The 20812-nt window shown below is 27.8% G+C and carries 23 protein-coding genes; 5 read left to right on the top strand and 18 right to left on the bottom strand.

The genetic code is table 11. The annotated features are described in order from the left end of the window. Positions 1 to 388 precede the first annotated feature (388 nt). From CW731_RS03175 to CW731_RS03185, 3 genes are all read left to right on the top strand, one after another. Positions 389 to 1393, top strand: a complete 1005-nt coding sequence (locus CW731_RS03175) for a hypothetical protein (RefSeq protein ID WP_100945365.1) — start codon at positions 389 to 391, stop codon at positions 1391 to 1393. A gap of 223 nt (positions 1394 to 1616) precedes the next feature. Beyond that, complete coding sequence (locus CW731_RS03180) at positions 1617 to 1958, top strand: AlpA family transcriptional regulator (protein WP_100945366.1); 342 nt, start codon at positions 1617 to 1619, stop codon at positions 1956 to 1958. Further along, complete coding sequence (locus CW731_RS03185) at positions 1958 to 2878, top strand: hypothetical protein (RefSeq protein ID WP_100945367.1); 921 nt, start codon at positions 1958 to 1960, stop codon at positions 2876 to 2878. Before CW731_RS03180 ends, CW731_RS03185 begins: the two co-directional genes overlap by 1 nt. 370 nt (positions 2879 to 3248) lie before the next feature. Here the strand turns inward: CW731_RS03185 and CW731_RS03190 are convergent, their stop codons facing one another. The 5 genes from CW731_RS03190 to CW731_RS03210 all read right to left on the bottom strand — a co-directional run bounded on the left by CW731_RS03190 (position 3249) and on the right by CW731_RS03210 (position 5552). After that, entirely contained in the window at positions 3249 to 3689 is a 441-nt protein-coding gene (locus CW731_RS03190; protein ID WP_157812179.1) for a hypothetical protein, read from the bottom strand. A 49-nt stretch (positions 3690 to 3738) separates the two neighbouring features. Continuing rightward, entirely contained in the window at positions 3739 to 4266 is a 528-nt protein-coding gene (locus CW731_RS03195) for a hypothetical protein (protein WP_100945369.1), read from the bottom strand. A 94-nt stretch (positions 4267 to 4360) separates the two neighbouring features. After that, entirely contained in the window at positions 4361 to 4780 is a 420-nt protein-coding gene (locus CW731_RS03200; RefSeq protein ID WP_100945370.1) for a hypothetical protein, read from the bottom strand. Positions 4781 to 4791: 11 nt separating this feature from the next. Beyond that, entirely contained in the window at positions 4792 to 5199 is a 408-nt protein-coding gene (locus CW731_RS03205) for a hypothetical protein (protein WP_100945371.1), read from the bottom strand. A 71-nt stretch (positions 5200 to 5270) separates the two neighbouring features. Then, positions 5271 to 5552: a hypothetical protein gene (locus CW731_RS03210; RefSeq protein ID WP_100945372.1), complete on the bottom strand. Its 282-nt coding sequence runs from the start codon at positions 5550 to 5552 to the stop codon at positions 5271 to 5273. Positions 5553 to 5656: 104 nt separating this feature from the next. Here CW731_RS03210 and CW731_RS03215 point away from each other — a divergent pair, with 104 nt between their 5' ends. Beyond that, complete coding sequence (locus CW731_RS03215) at positions 5657 to 5890, top strand: helix-turn-helix domain-containing protein (RefSeq protein ID WP_100945373.1); 234 nt, start codon at positions 5657 to 5659, stop codon at positions 5888 to 5890. Between the two features lie 34 nt (positions 5891 to 5924). Here the strand turns inward: CW731_RS03215 and CW731_RS03220 are convergent, their stop codons facing one another. Beyond that, a complete protein-coding gene (locus tag CW731_RS03220) occupies positions 5925 to 7223 on the bottom strand; it encodes a tyrosine-type recombinase/integrase (RefSeq protein ID WP_100945374.1) in 1299 nt (432 codons plus the stop codon). Positions 7224 to 7549: 326 nt separating this feature from the next. Between CW731_RS03220 and CW731_RS03225 the strand changes: the two genes are divergently transcribed. After that, the gene (locus tag CW731_RS03225; protein ID WP_100945375.1) at positions 7550 to 8353 is read left to right on the top strand and encodes a carboxypeptidase-like regulatory domain-containing protein; all 804 of its coding nucleotides are present in this window, start codon (positions 7550 to 7552) and stop codon (positions 8351 to 8353) included. A 373-nt stretch (positions 8354 to 8726) separates the two neighbouring features. Here CW731_RS03225 and CW731_RS03230 read toward each other — a convergent pair whose 3' ends face one another. From CW731_RS03230 to CW731_RS03285, 12 genes are all read right to left on the bottom strand, one after another. Further along, entirely contained in the window at positions 8727 to 9557 is an 831-nt protein-coding gene (locus tag CW731_RS03230) for a prohibitin family protein (RefSeq protein WP_100945376.1), read from the bottom strand. A 104-nt stretch (positions 9558 to 9661) separates the two neighbouring features. Then, positions 9662 to 11689: a VWA domain-containing protein gene (locus CW731_RS03235; protein ID WP_232734711.1), complete on the bottom strand. Its 2028-nt coding sequence runs from the start codon at positions 11687 to 11689 to the stop codon at positions 9662 to 9664. Positions 11690 to 11776: 87 nt separating this feature from the next. After that, positions 11777 to 12109 carry a hypothetical protein gene (locus CW731_RS03240; protein WP_100945377.1) on the bottom strand — a complete coding sequence of 111 codons (333 nt, stop codon included), beginning with the start codon at positions 12107 to 12109 and terminating at the stop codon, positions 11777 to 11779. Positions 12110 to 12122: 13 nt separating this feature from the next. Next, positions 12123 to 12869: a 3-oxoacyl-[acyl-carrier-protein] reductase gene (gene fabG / locus CW731_RS03245; protein ID WP_100945378.1), complete on the bottom strand. Its 747-nt coding sequence runs from the start codon at positions 12867 to 12869 to the stop codon at positions 12123 to 12125. A gap of 139 nt (positions 12870 to 13008) precedes the next feature. Next, positions 13009 to 13887, bottom strand: coding sequence for a succinate--CoA ligase subunit alpha (gene sucD, locus CW731_RS03250; protein ID WP_100945379.1), 879 nt, complete (start codon positions 13885 to 13887; stop codon positions 13009 to 13011). Between the two features lie 61 nt (positions 13888 to 13948). Further along, positions 13949 to 14875 (bottom strand): UDP-3-O-(3-hydroxymyristoyl)glucosamine N-acyltransferase, encoded by a 927-nt coding sequence (locus CW731_RS03255; RefSeq protein WP_100945380.1) that lies wholly within the window; start codon positions 14873 to 14875, stop codon positions 13949 to 13951. Positions 14876 to 14881: 6 nt separating this feature from the next. Further along, positions 14882 to 15646: a class I SAM-dependent methyltransferase gene (locus CW731_RS03260; protein ID WP_100945381.1), complete on the bottom strand. Its 765-nt coding sequence runs from the start codon at positions 15644 to 15646 to the stop codon at positions 14882 to 14884. A 6-nt stretch (positions 15647 to 15652) separates the two neighbouring features. Continuing rightward, positions 15653 to 16219, bottom strand: a complete 567-nt coding sequence (efp, locus tag CW731_RS03265; protein WP_100945382.1) for an elongation factor P — start codon at positions 16217 to 16219, stop codon at positions 15653 to 15655. A gap of 75 nt (positions 16220 to 16294) precedes the next feature. Next, positions 16295 to 17080: an acyl-ACP--UDP-N-acetylglucosamine O-acyltransferase gene (lpxA, locus tag CW731_RS03270; protein WP_100945383.1), complete on the bottom strand. Its 786-nt coding sequence runs from the start codon at positions 17078 to 17080 to the stop codon at positions 16295 to 16297. Positions 17081 to 17083: 3 nt separating this feature from the next. Continuing rightward, positions 17084 to 18475: a bifunctional UDP-3-O-[3-hydroxymyristoyl] N-acetylglucosamine deacetylase/3-hydroxyacyl-ACP dehydratase gene (locus CW731_RS03275; RefSeq protein ID WP_100945384.1), complete on the bottom strand. Its 1392-nt coding sequence runs from the start codon at positions 18473 to 18475 to the stop codon at positions 17084 to 17086. Then, complete coding sequence (lpxD, locus tag CW731_RS03280) at positions 18475 to 19509, bottom strand: UDP-3-O-(3-hydroxymyristoyl)glucosamine N-acyltransferase (RefSeq protein ID WP_100945385.1); 1035 nt, start codon at positions 19507 to 19509, stop codon at positions 18475 to 18477. The genes CW731_RS03275 and lpxD overlap by 1 nt, the downstream gene beginning before the upstream one ends. Positions 19510 to 19554: 45 nt before the next feature. Next, positions 19555 to 20778, bottom strand: coding sequence for an HD domain-containing protein (locus CW731_RS03285; protein ID WP_232734712.1), 1224 nt, complete (start codon positions 20776 to 20778; stop codon positions 19555 to 19557). Positions 20779 to 20812: the final 34 nt, after the last annotated feature.

The raw sequence follows: 20812 nt of genomic DNA on the forward strand, positions 1-20812 counted from the left end.
AAGAGCTTATAATTTAAGACACGGGGAACACCTCAAAAAAGTCTATTATATATATTAACAACTAGGTGGTGGTATAATAGATGGGCGCTCAAATATTTTTTTTTAAAAATATATTAAATATAAAAATCAATAATTATAGTGAAGTACTTTGTTATTCAAAAAAGAGCATATACCCCACTCTATTCAATTAAAAGTAATAATTATTAATAAAACATTTATATACAAAAAAGGTATACATGCGCGTAAGGTAAATTTTAACAACATTGTTTATAAATTTCCATCATTCTAAATTAGCCAATTTATTGGGTTTTATGGTACATCGATTCTATTCAAGGTTTTTATATATTTGTAATTGATACACTCAAATTAAAATTTCTTTAAATAATTTATGACTGATACTGAATTTTTTAACCAAGAATTAATTAAAAACTATCTATTGTTTAGCATTTATGATGTTGATGAGTTTGTTTTAAGAGAGGTTGATAAAATCAAGTCAAGTAATGCAATAGATATTTGGGATGTAGGTAAAGCTAAACGTTATTCTTATGAAGTTTTTCGAGTAAGTGAAAATAAATGTGAAGAAGAAGAAATAAGTACTAAAGATTATTTAGATAAAGAAGAACAAGGTTATAGTTTATGTTTTACAAGATTAAATTATGAAGATTTTGAAGATGAATTCCCTTTAGATGAACTTTTACAAAGGTATGATGACGATTGGTTGTTAAACTTTCACTATAATAAAGCATTTCTTCCTTCTGCAATTGAATGGGTTCAAGAAACCGAAGGGGATGGTGGTAAAAAGTTAAAAATTAGAAAAATTTTACAAACCTTAAAAGGAAGTAAAAACTCATTAGAAAACATTACATATAGTTCACACAAAAATGAGCCTTTAAATGAAATTCAAAAAACGGTAATAGAGATTTTTATACGATTTAATGAAGTTATGTTAGATGGTGTTACCTCTTATTTTAAAGATATATTTCCAGAGTTATTTGATAAAAAAGAAGCTTCATTAAATGAAAAAGTTATTAAAACAACTTCAAATGATGCTTTATCACATTATTTATTTATCGGTTTGAAAGAGCAAAAAATATTTGAAGAATACGAGTTGAAACTAATTGATAATGAATTTTTAAGTAAAGATAAAAATGAATGGTTAAAAAATCCTTCAAGTTTTATTAGATTCTATAATTATTGTGAAGCAAAGAACCTTTTCAAAAAAGAATTTAAAAAAAGTAAAGATGGAGTATCTCTTTTAAGAAGATTATATAATTTTCACATTAGTAATAATATAGATGCTCCAGATAAAAGACAATTACAAGAAAACAAGAAAAATAAACATCAATATTATTTTCTTAAAAACACAATAAACTCTACTTATAAATTTTCCTAAAAATATTTATAGAATTTAACACCTCTTTAACTCTCAAAAAAAGTTTAGTCTCTATTTAGTCTATTTGGTATTATTTAAAATATTTTTTTTAGTGCACCAATACCCTTATACTAAATTAATTGGCTCTTTTGAGAGTGATTTATATTTAGTCCAGACTAAAAGTTGAATTAAGAAATGTTCCAATATTTGCATTCAAGAACGATAGGATAAACTTATCGACATAATGAAAAACAATAGAACAATGGTCGTAAACCAACAAGAAAAACAATTTGTGCAATGCTTTCAATTATCAATGGAAGATTTTAAAGAAATGATTACAAATGCAGTTAAATCGGTTATTCCTCAACAGCAAAAAAACAGCGCTAAAATTATTTCACTAAATAATGTTTCAAACCCTGAGGATGACATACTTACACGGGAGGAAGTTAAAAACATTCTAAAAGTTAGTTATCCAACATTATGGAAATTTAACAACGAAGGAACTTTAAAAATTAAACAAAAAATTGGTAGAAGAGTTTACTACTCAAAAAAAGATTTAAATAACCTTTTAAACAATGTAGCGTAATGATAGATTTATTAAAATATTATATAGTTAAAAAAGATAAATTCATTGAAACTATCAAAAATTCAGATAAAGTAGATTTAAGAACAACTGTAAATACAGAAACAGCAGTGATTTCAGATAAACAAACAGCATATTATAATGAATCTATATTTATCAATATTACAAATAATAGAGCATCCTTAAAAGGTAGTATTCATAAATATTATAACATAATCAAAAAGTTAGGAAATCAAAATTACAATGATTTTAGTTATCGTGATTTTAAACTTGCTCTATACCATTTACAAAATTCATTTGATATTGAGTATTGTGAAACTGATGTTACAAATTTAGAGTTTGGCTTAAATATTGAAATCGAAGAAGATCCTCAAGAATTAATTGACAATCATATTTTAATGTATGATTATAAATTACCTAATCGGAATGATAAATTTCGTGGTAAAGGTGATTATATAGAATATAAGACCACTGATTATAGTCTAAAAATCTACAATAAGTCAAAACAAAACTCTATAAAAGATAGAAATTTATTACGTATCGAATTAAAAATTATTGGGTCTAGGTATTTGAAAAAGCATTTTAAAATATATAACCTTAATGACCTAGATAGAAATAGATTTCAACTACTTTTTAATAAGCTTTTAGAGCACTTTGATAAATTATTAATAGTTGATAGGTTATGCTTAAAAAACACAGATAGAATGGATGAAATGATATTATATCAAAATGGAATAAACCCAAATTACTGGAAAAGAATTAATAAAAATAAAAAGACAAAATTCAAATTTAAAAATGATTTTGAAAATTTTCTTAAATCTAATTCTCTGCTCAAAAAAAAGATGCAATTAAAATATCTTCTGACAGAAAAGTATAAGGAATTAATGAATTCTGATATTGAGATATTAAAAGATGTTGCTTAAAAATACTTAAGACTAATTGTTTGTAAATATATAACTTACAATTAGTCTTATATATTAAGAAATATAGAATATTAAATTGATAATATTATTTATAATAATAATAATTAAATATCTTAACCCTTACTGCTCTCTTAAAAATGGAATAATAGAAATTTAGGTCGTAGTTTTATCGACAATGCCTCTTTCCTTATGAGTTTATTTTATTTTGACTTAATTTTTTATATTTTCTATATAAATAAAAGAAATAAACAGTTATTATTGGATGAATTATTACAAATAACCAAACATTTATTTTTTGGTATGATATGCCAATTAAGTTTGCAAAATACCTCAATAAGTCAACACAAAATTGAAAGACTAAATCCATTTTTTATTTTTTATAAATTCGCCCCATACCATTTGGATAGATTAAATAAGCAACTTCCATATTAGTAATGAGATAAATCTTTTTAACCTTATAAATGTATTTTCTAGATGACGTCTCTACAACAATTTTTTGCTTTAAATCGTATGTATAAAAACCATCCTTAAATGTAACTAACTCTATTAAATCGAATTTCATTTCACATATTGAGTTAGAATATTGCCCATCTGAAATATATGGTTCAACTATAATTGAATCATTTCCAAAAAAACTGAAGCTATTACTTGATTTGGTTTCATATTGATTGTCTCTAGTAAAATATAAAACATCGCTTACAAGATTTGTACTCCGTTTTACAATTATTTTACTTTCCTTAAACTCTAAATCATTTATTTCTAAATTAGTAAATCCACCTTTTTCAATATCAGCAACTTTACTGAATTTCAAAAAAACATTTGATTTTTTTTTAGAATTAAAAAAACTTAATTCCATATTTTTATTTTATAAATTCCTTACTTAAAAACGTAATTATATTTCCATCTGGAAAAGTAATATGAGCTGAATTATCTGACATAAGCATATTAATACCTTCAATATCACCTTCTGTAACTGACATCATGAAAAAAACTTTTTCACCTAATTCATGTGGTTCTTTAATTAAATTAAATTTCATAATAGTTTGACCCGAAATATTAATGACAATCTCACTAGTTCCATCTTCAAATTTATGATGATAAAAGACACATTTAGTATTATGTTCGATTTTATCTAATGTTGAAGTGAATGCATAAAAAGTATTTATTTTGATAGATTTAGAAATTTCGCTTTTAGAAAAATTTTGATTATAGTTAATGTCTTTCAAATAACTATTACTTGCCAAATTATTAATTTGTTTATTTAATTTTTTAACCTCTATTTCACGTTGCATCATCATTCTATCTCCTTCAGAGTATTTAATATTAAAATATAGGTTATATAAAACTAAACAAATAATCGCACAAGCAATACTTAATACAATAATCATAATTTTTTTTTTAAATAAATTTATAATAAATACAACTCATACTATTCAAATTTATTATAAAACCTTTTATAGATTAAAATTAAGTACTAAATAATTAAAAGTGTTTTAGAAGAACTCTATCTCTCACTTTATTTAGACTATTAATAACTTGTTGGTTAGATAATACAGAATTAACTTGAGGATCATTTAATAACTTTTCCTTTAAGGATTTATAAGTACTACCTATAGCAACTTCAATAGCCAATGATATCGCCTGAGGATTGTCTACTGAATTACTTGGAATTTGTTTTATAGTATAATTAATATTTCTATAAAAACTTTTTTCCATCATATCTTCAAATTCTTTAATATCTCTATTAGTAAAAGGTTTTGATTCTCTTTCGTTAAAAACAATACGATTTGATTGCTGATTTTGCTTTTTTGGTATATCATCATAAGGTTTATTATCCTTTATTAAATTATTAACCACTAAACCAAAAAATATTATTCCGACTAAAACTACACCTATTGACATAAAAATTGGTTTTATTGTTTTTTGTAAATAGTTTCAGCCAAATCACCTAAAGGGTCGTTAATCCATTCTATTTTAGTAGCTGAAATTTGTTTAAATTCATAAGTTACAATTTGGTTACTTAAAGTTATATCAATATTATAACTATTGTTTACAGTCATTTCATTTACTTTTGTTGTTGCTCCTGATTTATTCAGTTGATTTAATTGTTCCTTAAAGCAACTTTGACCAGTTAATATAACCAAGCAGAAATCATTATTTGAAAATCTAAAACCAGAGTTTGTAGTTACTCCTTCTATTAGCCAAGTACCCTGAATCCAACTAGGAGGATTTATAGAGTTCGAATTTTGTAAGTCATCATCTGAAGATGAGCAATTAATAAATAATAAAGCGAAGCAAAAAAGGAGTGTATTTTTTTTCATAATTTAGGTTTAATTGCAAATTAACTTCTTTTAATATTCAAAACCTTACGGCTTTCCATAAGTTAGTGTAATTAATTAGAAAAGTCTTTAACCATTTTGTCTGCCTTTGAAGATTCCATAAAAACAGAACCAACTTGTTTATAAACGATACGTTTTCCACAAACGTCTAAAGAATATGTTGCACCGTGTAAACCTTTTATTTTATCAATAATCTTAATTTTTTCTTTCGAGCAATTTTGTTCAATAGCAACAGTTTTAATAAGATTTTTTTCAGTTGTACCAAAAACAGTTCTAGTAACAGAACCACAAGCAAGTAAAGTTGACAGTAATGTATAAGCAATTAATTTTTTCATAAATATTTTTTTTTAAATTTTATCAAATATAAAAATAAAATGCGTGCATACAACCCCTTCCATACAATCCCTTACAAACAACTGTAATTTTACAACTTTGCTAAATGCCAAGAAAACGTAAAACACCGATTCCTTTAGTTGTAATTAATTTCGGTAAAAAAATTAAAGAATTACGTATAGAAAGAAAAATGAGCCAAATGGATGTAGGTGCAGCTTTGAATATAGATAGAGAAAATGTAAGAAAATATGAAAAAGGACTTCAAGAACCTAAATTATCTACAGTAATTAAATTTGCAAAAATATTTGAAATAAGTTTTGATGAATTATTAAATTTTTAAATTACTTTTTTTTTAACATTAGCTTTTAATAGGTTTAGTCAAACAAATCCTTATGTTTATCCCAATAACCTTTTAACTTAATAGCATATTCCTTTGGAGTTATTTTTATATAATCTAAAAATTGAGATTCTGTTTTATGCCCTGTAATGTTCATAATTGTCAAAGTATCTAGCTTACCATATAAATTAGAAGCAAAACTTCTTCTACAAGTATGACTAGTAACAAGTTCATATTTAGGAAACTTACCATCTTTTTTTCTATGTATAATTTTTTTCTTACCATTTTCTTCAATTTCTAAGGGACAAATTTTAGCACCTTCTACAACTTCTGTAATTCCAGCTATTTTACAAACTTCTTTTATGTAATCATTAAATTTTTGGTCGCTTATTTTCTTTGGAAACTTACCTTTCTTTTTGTTTAAAATTTCTCTAACATGTTTATGAATTGGTATAATAACAGGAAATTTAGTTTTATGAGTTTTCTTATATATAAAGTCATCATTAATATCTTTTAATGTTAGTTTAGTTAAATCAGATACTCTCAAACCCGTATATAAACCAATAATAAGCCAATCTTTGGCGTTACTTAGCTTTTCATTATCAATTTGAGTTTCATAAATTTTATTAATCTCTTTTGAATTTAAATAGATATCATCAGTTTCATAGCTTGGAGAAAAAAACTCATTTAATTTATAATCATTAACTACTTTAATACCCTTATTATCTGCTGTTCTAATAAATAATTTAATATCATCAATATAACCACCGATTGTACTATCTCTTAAGTATTGGTCGTCTCTTAAATGCAATAAAAAATCAGAATGAAAATCTAAATCTATATCAGTAATCTTAAATCTTTTATTAATTTTATTTTCTAATGATTCTACTTTTCGTTTTGTAGTTTCATAATGCTGTATTGTACGTTTAGCAACAGGAGTATTTTTCTTTGTTTTCCTAGTTCTAGACTTTATTATATAATCATCAATAAAATTAACAAAGAATATTTTATTATCAATTTGTGAGTTTTTAGTTTCTCTATTTAAAAATGTTGCAGTCTGTTCTTTAAGCCATTTTGTTGTAATTAAAGTGCCGTCTGTTTTTGAATCTTCAAATTCTCTTGTAATAAAGGTTTTTAACTCTTTAAGCTTTATATTTACTTTAGTAGAACTAATCTTAGTTGTAGATAATACCTCTTGCTTAGAAGTACTCCATCTATTCTTTGGTGCTTTTAGCCCAGTATTAATTTCAAAATCTTTTTTATTACCTGGCTTAAACCTTATATATATTGAGTTCCAATCACTTTTAGTTTTTATACGATAATTTATTGAAGCCATAATATTATTTTATTCAAATATAATACATTACCCCCAATTTAACCCCGTTTATGATTAATATATCTACATTTATTAGAATTAAGTTAAATAAATACATTTGTAAAGTCAGTCATAATGTACTATAAACAGTGTGTTTGTGTAATAATTAGTATTAAACAAAATTAAAGGTTTGACTATTCTCGTGCGCACTTTTTAAGTACCTATTAAACTCACAACAAACACTTTACATCCAGTACGTAATGTTTCGTGACAACAATTGTGGGAACTTTTAACTTCTTTCACAAATAATTAACCAATTTATAATAGATTATCATTAATTTTACAACATGCAAAAATTGATTATTATTTTGTGCTTGTTTGCCTCTTTAAGCACGTTTTCTCAGATAGATACATTAAGTATTAAAGTTTTAAAAGGGCAGATTATTCATGCAGAAAATAAGAGTGCTTTAAGTGCTGCGCATGTATTAAACTTAAACACAGTTACAGGAACCATTACAAATGACAAAGGTTTCTTTGAACTACCTACTAAATTAAATGATACTATTTTAGTTTCATATTTAGGATATTCTTCTATTAAATTAAAAATTACAAATGATTTATTAAAAGGAAACGAATTAGAAATTGCGTTGTATGAAAAACCAGAGGAAATTAGAGAGGTTGTTATAAGATCTACTAAATTAATTGGTGTTTTAGAAATTGATATAAAGCAAGTACCTAAAGATAGATTTACCAGAATACATATAAATGGCTTACCACAAACTTATGAAGTTGGTAAACCTAAAAGCAAAAGCTTCTCCTCTCCTATTGCTGCATTGTTTCAACCCGTAGATTTTTTATATAATCTTTTCGGAAAGAAACCAAAGCAGTTAAAGAAACTTCAGAAACTAAAAAAAGAAGACGATTTACGTAAAATGCTTGCTGGTAAGTTTGACAGAGAAGTTATGATGGAATATCTAGATATGGACAGGCAAGAACTTTCTGAATTACTAACAGATTGTAATTATTCTGACTATTTTATCAAAAAAGCTTCAGACTTACAAATGATAGAAGCTGTTTTAGACTGTTATGAGAACTACAAAGCCTTAAAGAACGGTAAAATAGAGCGTAATAAAATCCCTGTAAAGAATTAAGTTAATAAATTGAAAAAGGCCAGAAACTTTACATTTCTGACCTTAATCAACTATTAAAAACTAACTAATTACTAACTATAAACACAGTTGTTATGCATTTATAGTTATACTTCTGTATAGGTACAACATATTTGTTGTCTTAGATTGTACCTTGCCTGCTTTTTAATATCTTTTTATAAATAATGAATGTTGTCCTAAATGTTGTCCTATAAATATCTTCTTCTATCTTTATTTACATCTATATGACGATTAAAAACCTAATTAGTTACAGTTTCTTTTTTGTTTAACAAAACTTTGGCAAAACGACTTAAAATTTTTAATCAAAAAAAAATCCAGCAAATGCTGGATTTTTTTCTTTAATAAATTGAATTTCTTATTGGTTTCCAAGTATAATTGGCATTCCAGTTTTACCCGAACCAATTACAACTACCTTACTGTTTGGTGATTTAGATAACTCTAAAGTTGCATCTATACCTTTTTCTTGTAAAATTTTATCAGTTAAAGAAGCACTTAAAATTTTATTTGCTATTGCCTTACCTTCTGCATCAATTCTTTGTCTTTCAGCCTCTTTCTTAGCTTTAGAAATTCTAAATTCATACTCTAAAGACTCTTGCTCTTGTTTTAATTTTGTTTCAATCGCAATTCTAATAGTACTTGGTAATTTCACATCTTCTACTAAAACTCTTTTTACTAATAGATATTGATCTTTTAAAACTATTTGAATTTCATCTAAAATTTCTTGCTCAATAACGTCTCTTTTACTAGAATAAAGCTGTTCTGGCGTGTAACGCCCAACAACACTTCTTGCTGCTGCATTAATTGCCGGATCTAATAATTCACGCTCATAATCTTCTCCTTTTGTTTTTATTAAGAAACCTAAATTAGCAAATTCTGGTTCGTACCAGATTGTTCCATTTACTTTAACCTCTAATCCGTTAACAGAAAGTACATTCATTTCATCTGAAATAGATTGCTGACGCACTTTTCTTACAATCATATTATTCCAAGGTGCAACAATGTGAAAACCTTCACCATATGTTTTTTCTGTATTAATACCACTTCCTAAAGTTTCAAAGAGAACACCTCCTTCACCCGGACCAATTGTAACGGTAGATTTAGAGAATAAAATTAATACAGCTACTGCTAATATTATAAAGAAAATTCCACCTTTTGGAAACTTAATATCCATTTGATTGTTTGCCATTTGTTTTTATTTTAAATTCATTCAAATTTACAATATATCTTTAGGAAACGCAATGTATAAGTACAATATTAAAAAGAAGTTATGTATAAAAATAGTTCATAGAATTATATTTTACCATAATACTTTCTAACAAACCATTCTGCAGTTAATAAAGAAACTATAAAGAATAAAATCAATTTCCAATCTATTAAATTTTGCTCTTTAACTGTTGGTTTTTGAATTGTATAATAAGCTTTGTTTTCAAGTAAATTTTTAATTAATTTTTCTGAATCATTTTTATAAAACAACTCTCCTCCTGCCTTAGATGCTAATTTTGTTAACTTCGCTACATTTGCATGTGTAAATTGTTCTTCAATTTGATAATCAGTTATTTTAAAGCTACCATATTTAGTAATATTCTGACCTAAAACGGCTACTTTAAAGCCATATTCACCAGAAGAAAGGTTTTCTATTGCTATTTGATACGCGTTGTTTATTAACGATAAAGGGAGTTTTGTAACCTCTTTGGTTTCTTTATTAGTAATAGTTATCTCTAAAGAAGCCCTTGCATCAAACTGATAATTCTTATCTGTATAAAAAGCAGAAATATTAATAACAGCATTGGCAGGATATAAATTTTCTGAATTCACTTCTAGACGATTTCTTTTTTTTGTGGAAGAAACATACTGAATTAAGTTTCCTATAAATTGATCAAAATCTTGAAAGGAATTCGTATTTAAATAACTAGAAGCTCTCCATTTCCAGATTCCTTCACCAAAAATTACACCTATTTTCTGATTATTTTTTTCTAATACAGAAATTAGTGGCTGCTGTGTTTGCAGTCCGTTTATATTTTGAAGCAACAAATCTTGATGATCTCTTGAAAAAGCAATTTCTCCAAATTTATCTTTTAAGGGGGGAAATTGATTAAAGCCAATATCTTTTTGTAAAAAAGTTAAGAAAGATCCATTATAAATTGCACTATAATTTTCTGTCTGATTGATGCTTTTTTTAGAAAAATCGAGTTGCTGTTTGTTTATAAAACTCCAATCTGTATTTGCACCAGAAACTAATAAATAATTAGAATTTGATTGTTTAACTTCATTTAAAGCAACACTAAACTTATTATTTGGTTGGTATAAAATAATTAACTGAAAATCAGATAATTGATTTTTAAATTTATCAATCATAATAATTTCTACAGAGCGTTGTTTATTGCTCTCTATTGCCTTTTTAAAAACACCAATATCTGGGTGCAAAACAGCAGTAAGAATTAATATCTTTGTTTGCTCATCAATAACTTCTACAGAGAAATTTTTACTATTATTTTTGATGTTTTTCTCGTCTTTTATTTTCTGAATAGAAGCTGTATAATAGTTAACACCTTCTTTTGTTGAAGTTAAATTTGTCGTAATTATTTGAGAGTTTACGTCTTTCGAAAATTGTACTTTTTTAGAAAATATCATTTTTCGGTTACAAAAAATTGAAAACCTCGTTTGAACAGTTTCGTTTCCATCATAATTTAATATGACTTCTACAGGAAATTTATTTTTAATATAACTGTATTTGTTAACGTTTACCTGACTTACTTTTAAATCTTTATATTTTGTAGTATCTCCAAAAACTACTGGATAAATTGTTTGTTTAGAGTTGATAAACTCGTAATCATTACCAATGGTTTGATTGCCGTCTGTTAATAATAAAATTGGGGCATTCTTGTTATCATTCAATTTATTTACTGCTGTAAGCGCTTTGTAGATATTTGTTTCATTTCCTAAGAAAGATAAACTATCAGAAATTTCTAAATTAGTACTAAAATTAAAAAATTCAATAGTAAAGTTATCCGATAATTTATTATTAGTCTTTAGTTTAGATATAAATTCTTTAACATTTTCTTCTTCGTTAAAAAAAGGAATTGAACTAGAATCATCAACCAAAACAGATAGTGTAGGTTTTATATTTTCTAATTCCGTTGTTTTTATTTTCGGATTTATCAATAGAAGTATCAATAAAAACAACGAAAATGTTTTTAGAGTAAAAAGTAAAATATGGATTTTAGCTTTACTTTTCGCCTTATAAAAATATTGAAAATAAGCAGCAGCAATACTTAGTAATAGCGCTATTATGATGTATAAAATGGTTGTAGTTTGCAATTATTTTTTATTTGTGTGAAAGATATAAAGAACTATCTAAAAAAAGAAAACCTGTAACGTTAAATTGTTACAGGTTTTATATATTTATTAAATACTCCATTTTAATATTTTCTTCAGAATTGTCAGTAAAATAAGAACAAAATAATATAATGCTGGTAAAGTTCCCAAAAAAACGATGAGTAATTTCCCTCTAAAATTCTCTTTCTCTTTTAGCCATATAATCAAAGGATAAAAAAAAGACAATACAAAAGCTACATAAACTAAACTTCTAGAGATAAAATTTCCATAGCTATAGATATGATTTTCAGAAGACCTGTAAAACTGTAATTTTGCTGGTAAAAATAGGCCTTGAATTAAAAATACATAGATTAAAAAGAATAACACTAATGGAGAAAATAAGAACTTAATCAATTTTTTCATTAGTAATTATTTTTTAAGTCAACATTCCGCCATCTACAGATAATGTTTGTCCAGTAATATAAGTACTCATGTCTGAAGCCAAAAATACACATGCATTTGCGATATCAATTGGTTGCCCTCCTCTTTTTAAAGGAATACCATCTCGCCAAGACTGAACTGTTGCTTCATCTAATTTTGCCGTCATTTCAGTTTCTATAAAACCAGGAGCAATTACATTACTTCTAATATTTCTAGAACCTAATTCTAAAGCTACAGATTTAGAAAAACCAACAATACCAGCTTTGGATGCTGCATAATTAGATTGACCAGCATTTCCTTTTAAACCAACAATAGAGCTCATGTTAATAATAGAACCAGAACGCTGCTTCATCATTGGTCTAATTACTGCTTTTGTTAAGTTAAAAACCGATTTTAAGTTTACTTCTATAACTTTATCAAAATCATCTTCAGAAATACGCATTAACAAGTTGTCTTTTGTAATTCCTGCGTTATTTACTAAAATATCAATAGCACCAAATTCTTTGTGAACTTCTTTTGCTAATTCTTGCGCGGCATCAAAGTTTGCTGCGTTCGATTGATATCCTTTTGCTGAAACTCCGTAAGATTTTAATTCCTCTTCTAATACGTTTGCAGCATCTACAGAAGAACTATAGGTGAAAGCAACATTTGCGCCTTGTCTTGCAAATTCTAACGCAATTTCACGTCCGATTCCTCTTGTTGCTCCAGTAATTATTGCCGATTTATTTTCTAATAATTTCATATTATAGTATTTAGTTGATATTCAAATATAAAAAAGAAATTCCCGCTTTCACGGGAATTTTATGTTATTGCCATTGTTTTTATAACAAAAAAATCAATTTTATAAAAAGATTATCTCATTATAAATAAATAACAATGCTTTATTTTTTACCTAAAACCTTCGCTACCATTTCTCCAATTTTAGCTGGTGAACTCACCACGTGAATTCCGTTTTCTGCTAAAATCTTCATTTTTGCTTGTGCTGTATCATCAGCTCCACCAACAATAGCTCCTGCATGCCCCATTGTTCTTCCTGCTGGTGCAGTTTGACCTGCAATAAAACCAACAACTGGCTTTCTGTTTCCATCAGCTTTAATCCATTGTGCAGCTTCAGCTTCTAAATTCCCTCCAATTTCACCAATCATAACAATTGCTTCCGTTTCTGGATCATTCATTAATAACTCTACAGCTTCTTTTGTTGTAGTTCCAATAATAGGATCTCCTCCAATACCAATGGCAGTCGTAATTCCATATCCTTGTTTTACAACTTGGTCTGCTGCTTCGTATGTTAAAGTACCAGATTTAGAAACAATACCTACTTTTCCTTTTTTGAAGATAAAACCTGGCATAATACCAACTTTAGCTTCATCTGGCGTAATTACACCTGGACAGTTAGGGCCAACTAATCTACAATCTCTAGTATCAATATAAGCTTTCACTTTTACCATATCTGCAGTAGGAATTCCTTCCGTAATACAAATAATTACTTTGATTCCTGCATCTGCAGCTTCCATAATTGCATCTGCAGCAAAAGCTGGTGGTACAAAAATAATTGAAGTATCTGCGCCAACTTTATCTACAGATTCTTTAACTGTATTAAAAACTGGTTTTCCTAAATGCTCTTGTCCTCCTTTACCTGGAGTTACACCTCCAACAACATTCGTTCCATAATCAATCATTTGACCTGCGTGAAAAGTACCTTCACTACCTGTAAAACCTTGAACTATAATTTTTGAATTCTTATTTACTAAAACACTCATTGGTTTAATATTTTATTTTGTTACGCAAAAATAGTTTATTGCTTCTTTCTAAAAAAGTTTTTTAAGAATTCTTTCTCTCTTTCAAAAAACGTTTTATTTCTGCCATTTCTTTTAATTTTTCTCTTGATTCTGAAACCGGAGTACCAAAGTAACTTTTTCCTCCTACTACAGACTTTGTAACACCTGTTTGCCCAAGAATTACAGCTCCTTTACCTATTGTAATTCCGCTATTTGTACCTACTTGTCCCCAAATAGTTACTTCATCTTCAATAATTACACAACCAGCAATACCTGTTTGTGATGCTATTAAACACTTTTTTCCAATTTTTGTATCATGCCCAACATGAACCTGATTGTCAATTTTTGTTCCTTCTCCGATCGTTGTATCTCCAGAAACTCCTTTATCTATGGTACAAGAAGCACCTAAATCTACATTATCTTCTAATACTACTCTTCCACCAGAAATCAATTTATCAAATCCTTCTGGTCTATTTTTGTAATAAAACGCATCTGCTCCTAAAACTGTATTTGCATGAATGGTAACATTATTTCCTATTACAGAATTATCATAAATAGTAACATTTGGGTGAACCACACAATTCTTACCTATAATAACATTATTTCCAATAAAAACATTTGGCTGAATAACTGTTCCTTCTCCAATTATTGCACTTACAGCAATACTAGCTTTTGATGCAATAAACGGATTGAAATGTTTTGTTATTTTGTTGAAATCTCGAAAAGGGTCTTCAGAAATTAATAAAGATTTCCCTTCTGGACAAGCTACTTTTTTATTGATTAATATAGTAGTTGCTGCAGAACTTAATGCTTTGTCATAATATTTCGGATGATCTACAAAAACGATATCCCCTTTTTCTACAACGTGAATTTCATTAATTCCTAAAATTTCAAAATTTTCGTCACCAATAAAATCAACATTAATTAATAATGCAATTTCTTTAAGACTTTGAATTTTTTTGAATTTCATAAAAGCTTATTTTTTACTTCCGTAGATAATTACTCTTGCAAAAAGTGGATGAAAAAAAGAGATTTTAGAGAAAAAAACATCTAAATTATAACCAAATTTGTTAATCCAATTATCGTAATTTTTATCACCAAATATTTTTAGAGAAATAAAACCAAAAATGACACTAAAAAAATCGAAAAAATAATGATCAAAAGTAAATTTATCTCGAATAATTTTAAAATCTGAAGAAACCAATGCATGTTCATCTGGTGTTCTTTCTTGTGGATTCATTTTTCTATAAATCTTATAAAAAGGATTCATATTTAAAGGTTCAAGAAAAATAACTTTTCCTCCTGGCTTTAAAACTCTGTGAATATGCCCGATAGATTTCTCTATATCTAAATGATGTAATATTGCACCACCAAAAACAACATCAAAAGTTTCATCTTTAAAGGTTAAATCATTAGCATCCATTAGGTAATGTTCTATTGGAAAAGATTTTGTTGCAGCATGCTTTTTACCACTTTCTAATTCTACTTCAGAAATATTAATACAAGACAATTTTTCTGGTTTCGTATTTTCGTTAAACCAGGCTGCCCAAACATAGGAGCCTATTTCTAGAACATTTTGTCCATTGAAATCTTCTAGAAGGGTGTTTAATATTTTCTTTTCCCTTTTATAAGAATAAAAAAAAGCATGCCTTCTTAGTTTTTTAATTTTTGTTCTGTCTAATTTACCTTCATTCCAGTAATCCTTTTCAGTCTCATTAATTTCTTTTCTAGTTTTAGACATTAGAAATTATTCCTTAATACGTTCTTGATATGTTCCTTTTGTAGTTTCTACTTTTATTTTATCTCCTTCGTTAATAAACAAAGGTACATTTACAGATGCTCCTGTTTCTACAGTAGCAGGCTTTGTTGCATTTGTTGCTGTATTTCCTTTAACACCTGGTTCTGCATGTGTTACTTCTAAAATTACACTTGCTGGTAAATCTACAGAAAGGGGCATATTGTCTTCAGAATTAATAATAATCGTAACAATTTCTCCCTCTTTCATCAATCCAGGATTATCTAAAGCAGCCTCCAATAAACGAATTTGAGTGTAATCTGCTTCATTCATAAAATGGTAGAACTCACCATCATGATACAAAAACTGAAACTTATGTGTTTCTACTCTTACGTCATCTATCTTTCTTCCAGCAGGAAATGTATTATCAATTACTTTACCATTGGTAACACTTTTTAATTTTGTTCTTACAAAAGCAGGTCCTTTTCCTGGTTTCACGTGTAAAAATTCTACGACTTTATATATGTCGTTGTTATATTTTATACACAATCCGTTTCTAATATCTGATGTTGTTGCCATTTGTAGTTTTTATATTAAATTAATAATTTTAATAAAATTATTGTAATTTTTACTTCTATTTATTTTGTTTGAAATTTAGTTAGAGTTAAAATACCCTTTCATAATTCCTCTATGAGAATCTTTTATGAATTGAATAATCTCATCTCTTTCTGGAGTTGCTTCCATTTCAGCTTCAATTATATCTATTGCTTGGGTATAGTTGTAATTTTTTTGAAATAATATTCTGTAGATATTCTGAATTTCTCTGATTTTTTCGGTGGTATATCCTCGTCTTCTTAAACCAACGGAGTTTATACCAACATAAGACAAAGGCTCACGTGCCGCTTTTACATAAGGCGGAACATCTTTTCTAACTAAAGAACCACCAGTTACAAATGCGTGTTTACCTACAGATGCAAATTGATGTATTGCAACCATACCAGCCAAAACTACATTGTCTCCAATAGTTACATGACCAGCAAGTGTTGTGTTATTTGAAAAAATACAATTATCACCAACAAAAGAATCGTGTGCAATATGACAATATGCCATAATCAAACAATTGTCACCAATTTTAGTTTTCATTCTATCTGAAGTACCTCTATTGATAGTAACACATTCTCGTATAGTAACATTATCTCCAATTTCTACCGTAGTTTCTTCATCATCAAATTTTAAATCTTGTGGAATTCCTGAAATTACTGCTCCTGGAAAAATTCTACAATTTTTACCAATTCTAGCACCTTCCATAATAGTAACATTAGAACCAATCCAAGTTCCAGAACCAATGGTTACATTGTTATGAATTGTAGTAAAAGGTTCTATTACTACATTTCTTGCTATTTTTGCTTGCGGATGTACATACGCTAATGGTTGATTCATATTTTATTTTTTTCTAGCAATTTGAGCCATTAATTCTGCTTCAGCAACTAGTTTTCCGTTTGCGTAAGCATACGCTTGCATGTGACAAATTCCTCTTCTTATAGGTGAAATTAACTCACATTTAAAAATAATAGTATCTCCTGGTAAAACTTTTTGTTTAAATTTAACATTGTCCATTTTCATGAAATATGTTAAATAATTTTCTGGGTCTGGAACTGTATTTAAAACTAAAACACCACCACATTGTGCCATTGCCTCCACTTGTAAAACACCTGGCATTACTGGTGCTCCGGGGAAATGTCCAACAAAGAAGTTTTCATTCATTGTAACATTCTTCATACCAACAACATGTGTATCTGAAAGTTCTATAATTCTATCAATCAATAAAAATGGTGGTCTATGAGGAAGAATTTCCATAATTTGATGAATATCTAATAATGGAGGTAAATTCAAATCATAAGAAGGAACATTATTTCTTTTTTCTGCCTTAATAATTTTTGCAAGTTTCTTTGCAAATAATGTGTTAATTAAATGACCTGGTTTATTAGCAATTACTTTTCCTTTAATTCGAATCCCCACCAAAGCTAAATCTCCAATAACATCTAATAATTTATGTCTTGCAGCTTCATTTGCCCAATGTAAAGTTAGGTTATCTAAAATTCCGTTTGGTTTTACTGCTATATTTTCTTTATTAAAAGCCTCTTTTAATTTTTGCATCGTATTTTCAGACAATTCTTTGTCTACATATACAATTGCATTATTTAAATCGCCACCTTTTATTAAATCATTCTCGAGTAACATTTCAATTTCATGTAAAAAGCTGAATGTTCTAGCATCTGCAATTTCCTCTTTAAAGTCAGACATTTTATCTAAAGTAGCATTTTGTGTACCTAATATTTTAGTACCAAAATCTACCATAGTTGTTATTTGATATTCTTCTGAAGGCATTAAAATGATTTCACTTCCGGTAGCTTCATCTCTGTAAGAAATTATTTCTTTTACTACATACTCTTCAATATCGGCATCTTGTTCCTCGATTCCTGCTTTCTCTAAAGCTTCCACAAAAAATTTAGAAGAACCATCCATTATTGGTGGTTCAGAAGAATCAATTTCAATTAATAGATTGTCTATATCTAAACCAACAGCTGCAGCCAAAACGTGCTCTGAAGTTTGAATTTGTACTCCGTTTTTCTCTAAATTAGTACCTCTCTGTGTGTTTACAACATATTCTGCTTTTGCCGCTATTATTGGCGAGCCTTCTAAATCTACTCTGCTAAACGCAAAACCATGATTTATAGGTGCAGGTTTCAAAGTCATTTTTACAGTTTTACCAGTATGTAGACCTACACCCGATAAACTAATTTCTTTTTGTATTGTTTTTTGTTTCTTACTCATTATTCTTTTATTTGAGCCTTCAACTCTTTCTCTAGTTGATTGATCTTTGATATTATTTTCGGTAAATTTTTAAAGTGCACATAACTTCTATTAAAATCTTGTACTTTAAAAGCTGGTGTTCCATAGACCATTTCATCGTCCTTTAAGCTTTTCGTTATACCAGTTTGACCTAAAATCTTTACATTATTTCCTATTTTAATGTGGCCTGCAACACCTACTTGACCACCAATCATACAGTTTTCACCAATTTTAGTAGACCCAGAAATACCTGTTTGAGAAGCAATTACAGTGTTTCTGCCTACTTCTACATTGTGAGCTATTTGTATTTGATTGTCTAATTTAACACCTTTTCTAATAATAGTAGACCCTAAAGTAGCTCTATCTATTGTAGAAGCAGCACCAATATCTACATTATCCTCTATAATAACATTTCCTATTTGCGGAATTGCTTTGTACTCTCCATTTTCATCAGGTGCAAAACCAAAACCATCTGCACCAATAACGGCACCAGAATGAATTTTACAGTTTTTACCAATTTGAGTATCTGAATATATTTTTACGCCAGCAAAAATAACGGTATTATCATCAATTTTGCTATTATCTCCAATATAAGAATTTGGATAAATTTTAACATTATCACCAATTTCTACATTTTCTCCTATATAAGTAAACGCACCAATATATCCGTTTTCTCCTATTTTAGAAGATTCAGCAATATAATGAGGTTGTTCTCTGCCTGTTTTATTATTTTTGACTTCGTTATAAAATTCTAATAACTTAGAAAAAGCTTTGTAAGCATCGGCTACTTTAATCAATGTTGTTTTCACTTCCTTTTCTGGAACAAAACTCTTATTAACAATAGCTACAGAAGCATTTGTTGTGTATAAATAAGAATTATATTTAGGGTTCGATAGAAAAGTTAGAGATCCTTTTTCTCCTTCTTCAATCTTAGAAAGTTTAGATACTTCTTCTTCAGGATTACCTACTACATCACCTTCTAAAATATCTGCTATTTGTTGTGCTTTAAATTTCATCAAGCGCAAAAATATAAAAATTATACCGTTTTCTCTAATCTCATCTTACTTTGGATAACAAATAAAGTGTTTTACTACGGGTATTGTTAGCGCCTGCAAGTTTAATTGGTCAGATGCTTTTGCAATATCTTTTATTTTACCCTTTTTATTTAATATATAAATTGGAGACTTTAAATTGTAAGCTTGATTGCTAATTTCTTGATGAAAAACAAAATAACTAGCTTCTTTCTCTGTAATATTTAATTTTTTAATTGCTTTATCTCTCTTTTTATTGATGTAGCCTTCTTTAAAACCTTCTTGTTGAATTTCAATTCTTAATAATTTTCTATCAACAATCATTTTTGCTATTAATGAGAGCACCTTATCATCATGATTTACCCATTCTTTTATGGCAGACAATACATCATAATCATCTAATTTAGCAAACATTTCTAACGTTTCATCTGTAAAATTAGTGGTAGAAATCTGATTAAATAAAAAATATCTTAAAGCAGAACTACAATACAACTCCACTCCTTTTTCTGCCAACTCTTTGGCTCTTTTTAAAATATTTACTAAAATATTTTCTGCTACTAAACCTGTTTTATGTAAATATACTTGCCAATACATTAATCTTCTAGCTATTAAGAAATTTTCTACGGAATAAATCCCTTTTTGCTCAATAACCAATTCGTCATTCTTAACATTCATCATGGCAATTAATCTGTCTGATGAAATATTTCCTTCTGTAACACCTGTATAAAAACTATCTCTTTTTAAATAATCTAAGCGGTCTATATCTAACTGACTAGAAATTAATTGCCCTAAAAATTTACGTGGATTTTTATCTTCAAAAATTTCGATTGCTAACGTTAATTCTCCATTAAACTCCTCATTTAATTTCTTCATAAATTTTAAAGAAATTTCTTCATGGCTAACTCCACTTACAATACTATGTTCTAAGGCATGTGAAAATGCACCATGACCAATATCATGCAATAAAATAGCAATGCACAAAGCATTTTCTTCCTCATTGGAGATTTCAACTTGTTTAAAACGCAAAACACGTATGGCTTTTTGCATTAAATGCATGCAACCAATAGCATGATGAAAACGAGTGTGATTAGCTCCAGGATACACTAAATTAGAAAAGCCCATTTGTGCAATTCTTCTTAAGCGCTGAAAATAAGGATGTTCTATAATATCAAAAATTAAAGAGTTTGGTATTTGTATAAATCCGTAAATAGGATCATTTAAAATCTTAAGTTTGTTTGCTGCTTTTTTCTTCAAAAGGTAAAAGTTTTTCAATGTATACCTGCAAAAT

It is taken from the genome of Polaribacter sp. ALD11 (assembly GCF_002831685.1).
In the GTDB taxonomy this organism is placed as follows: Bacteria; Bacteroidota; Bacteroidia; order Flavobacteriales; family Flavobacteriaceae; genus Polaribacter.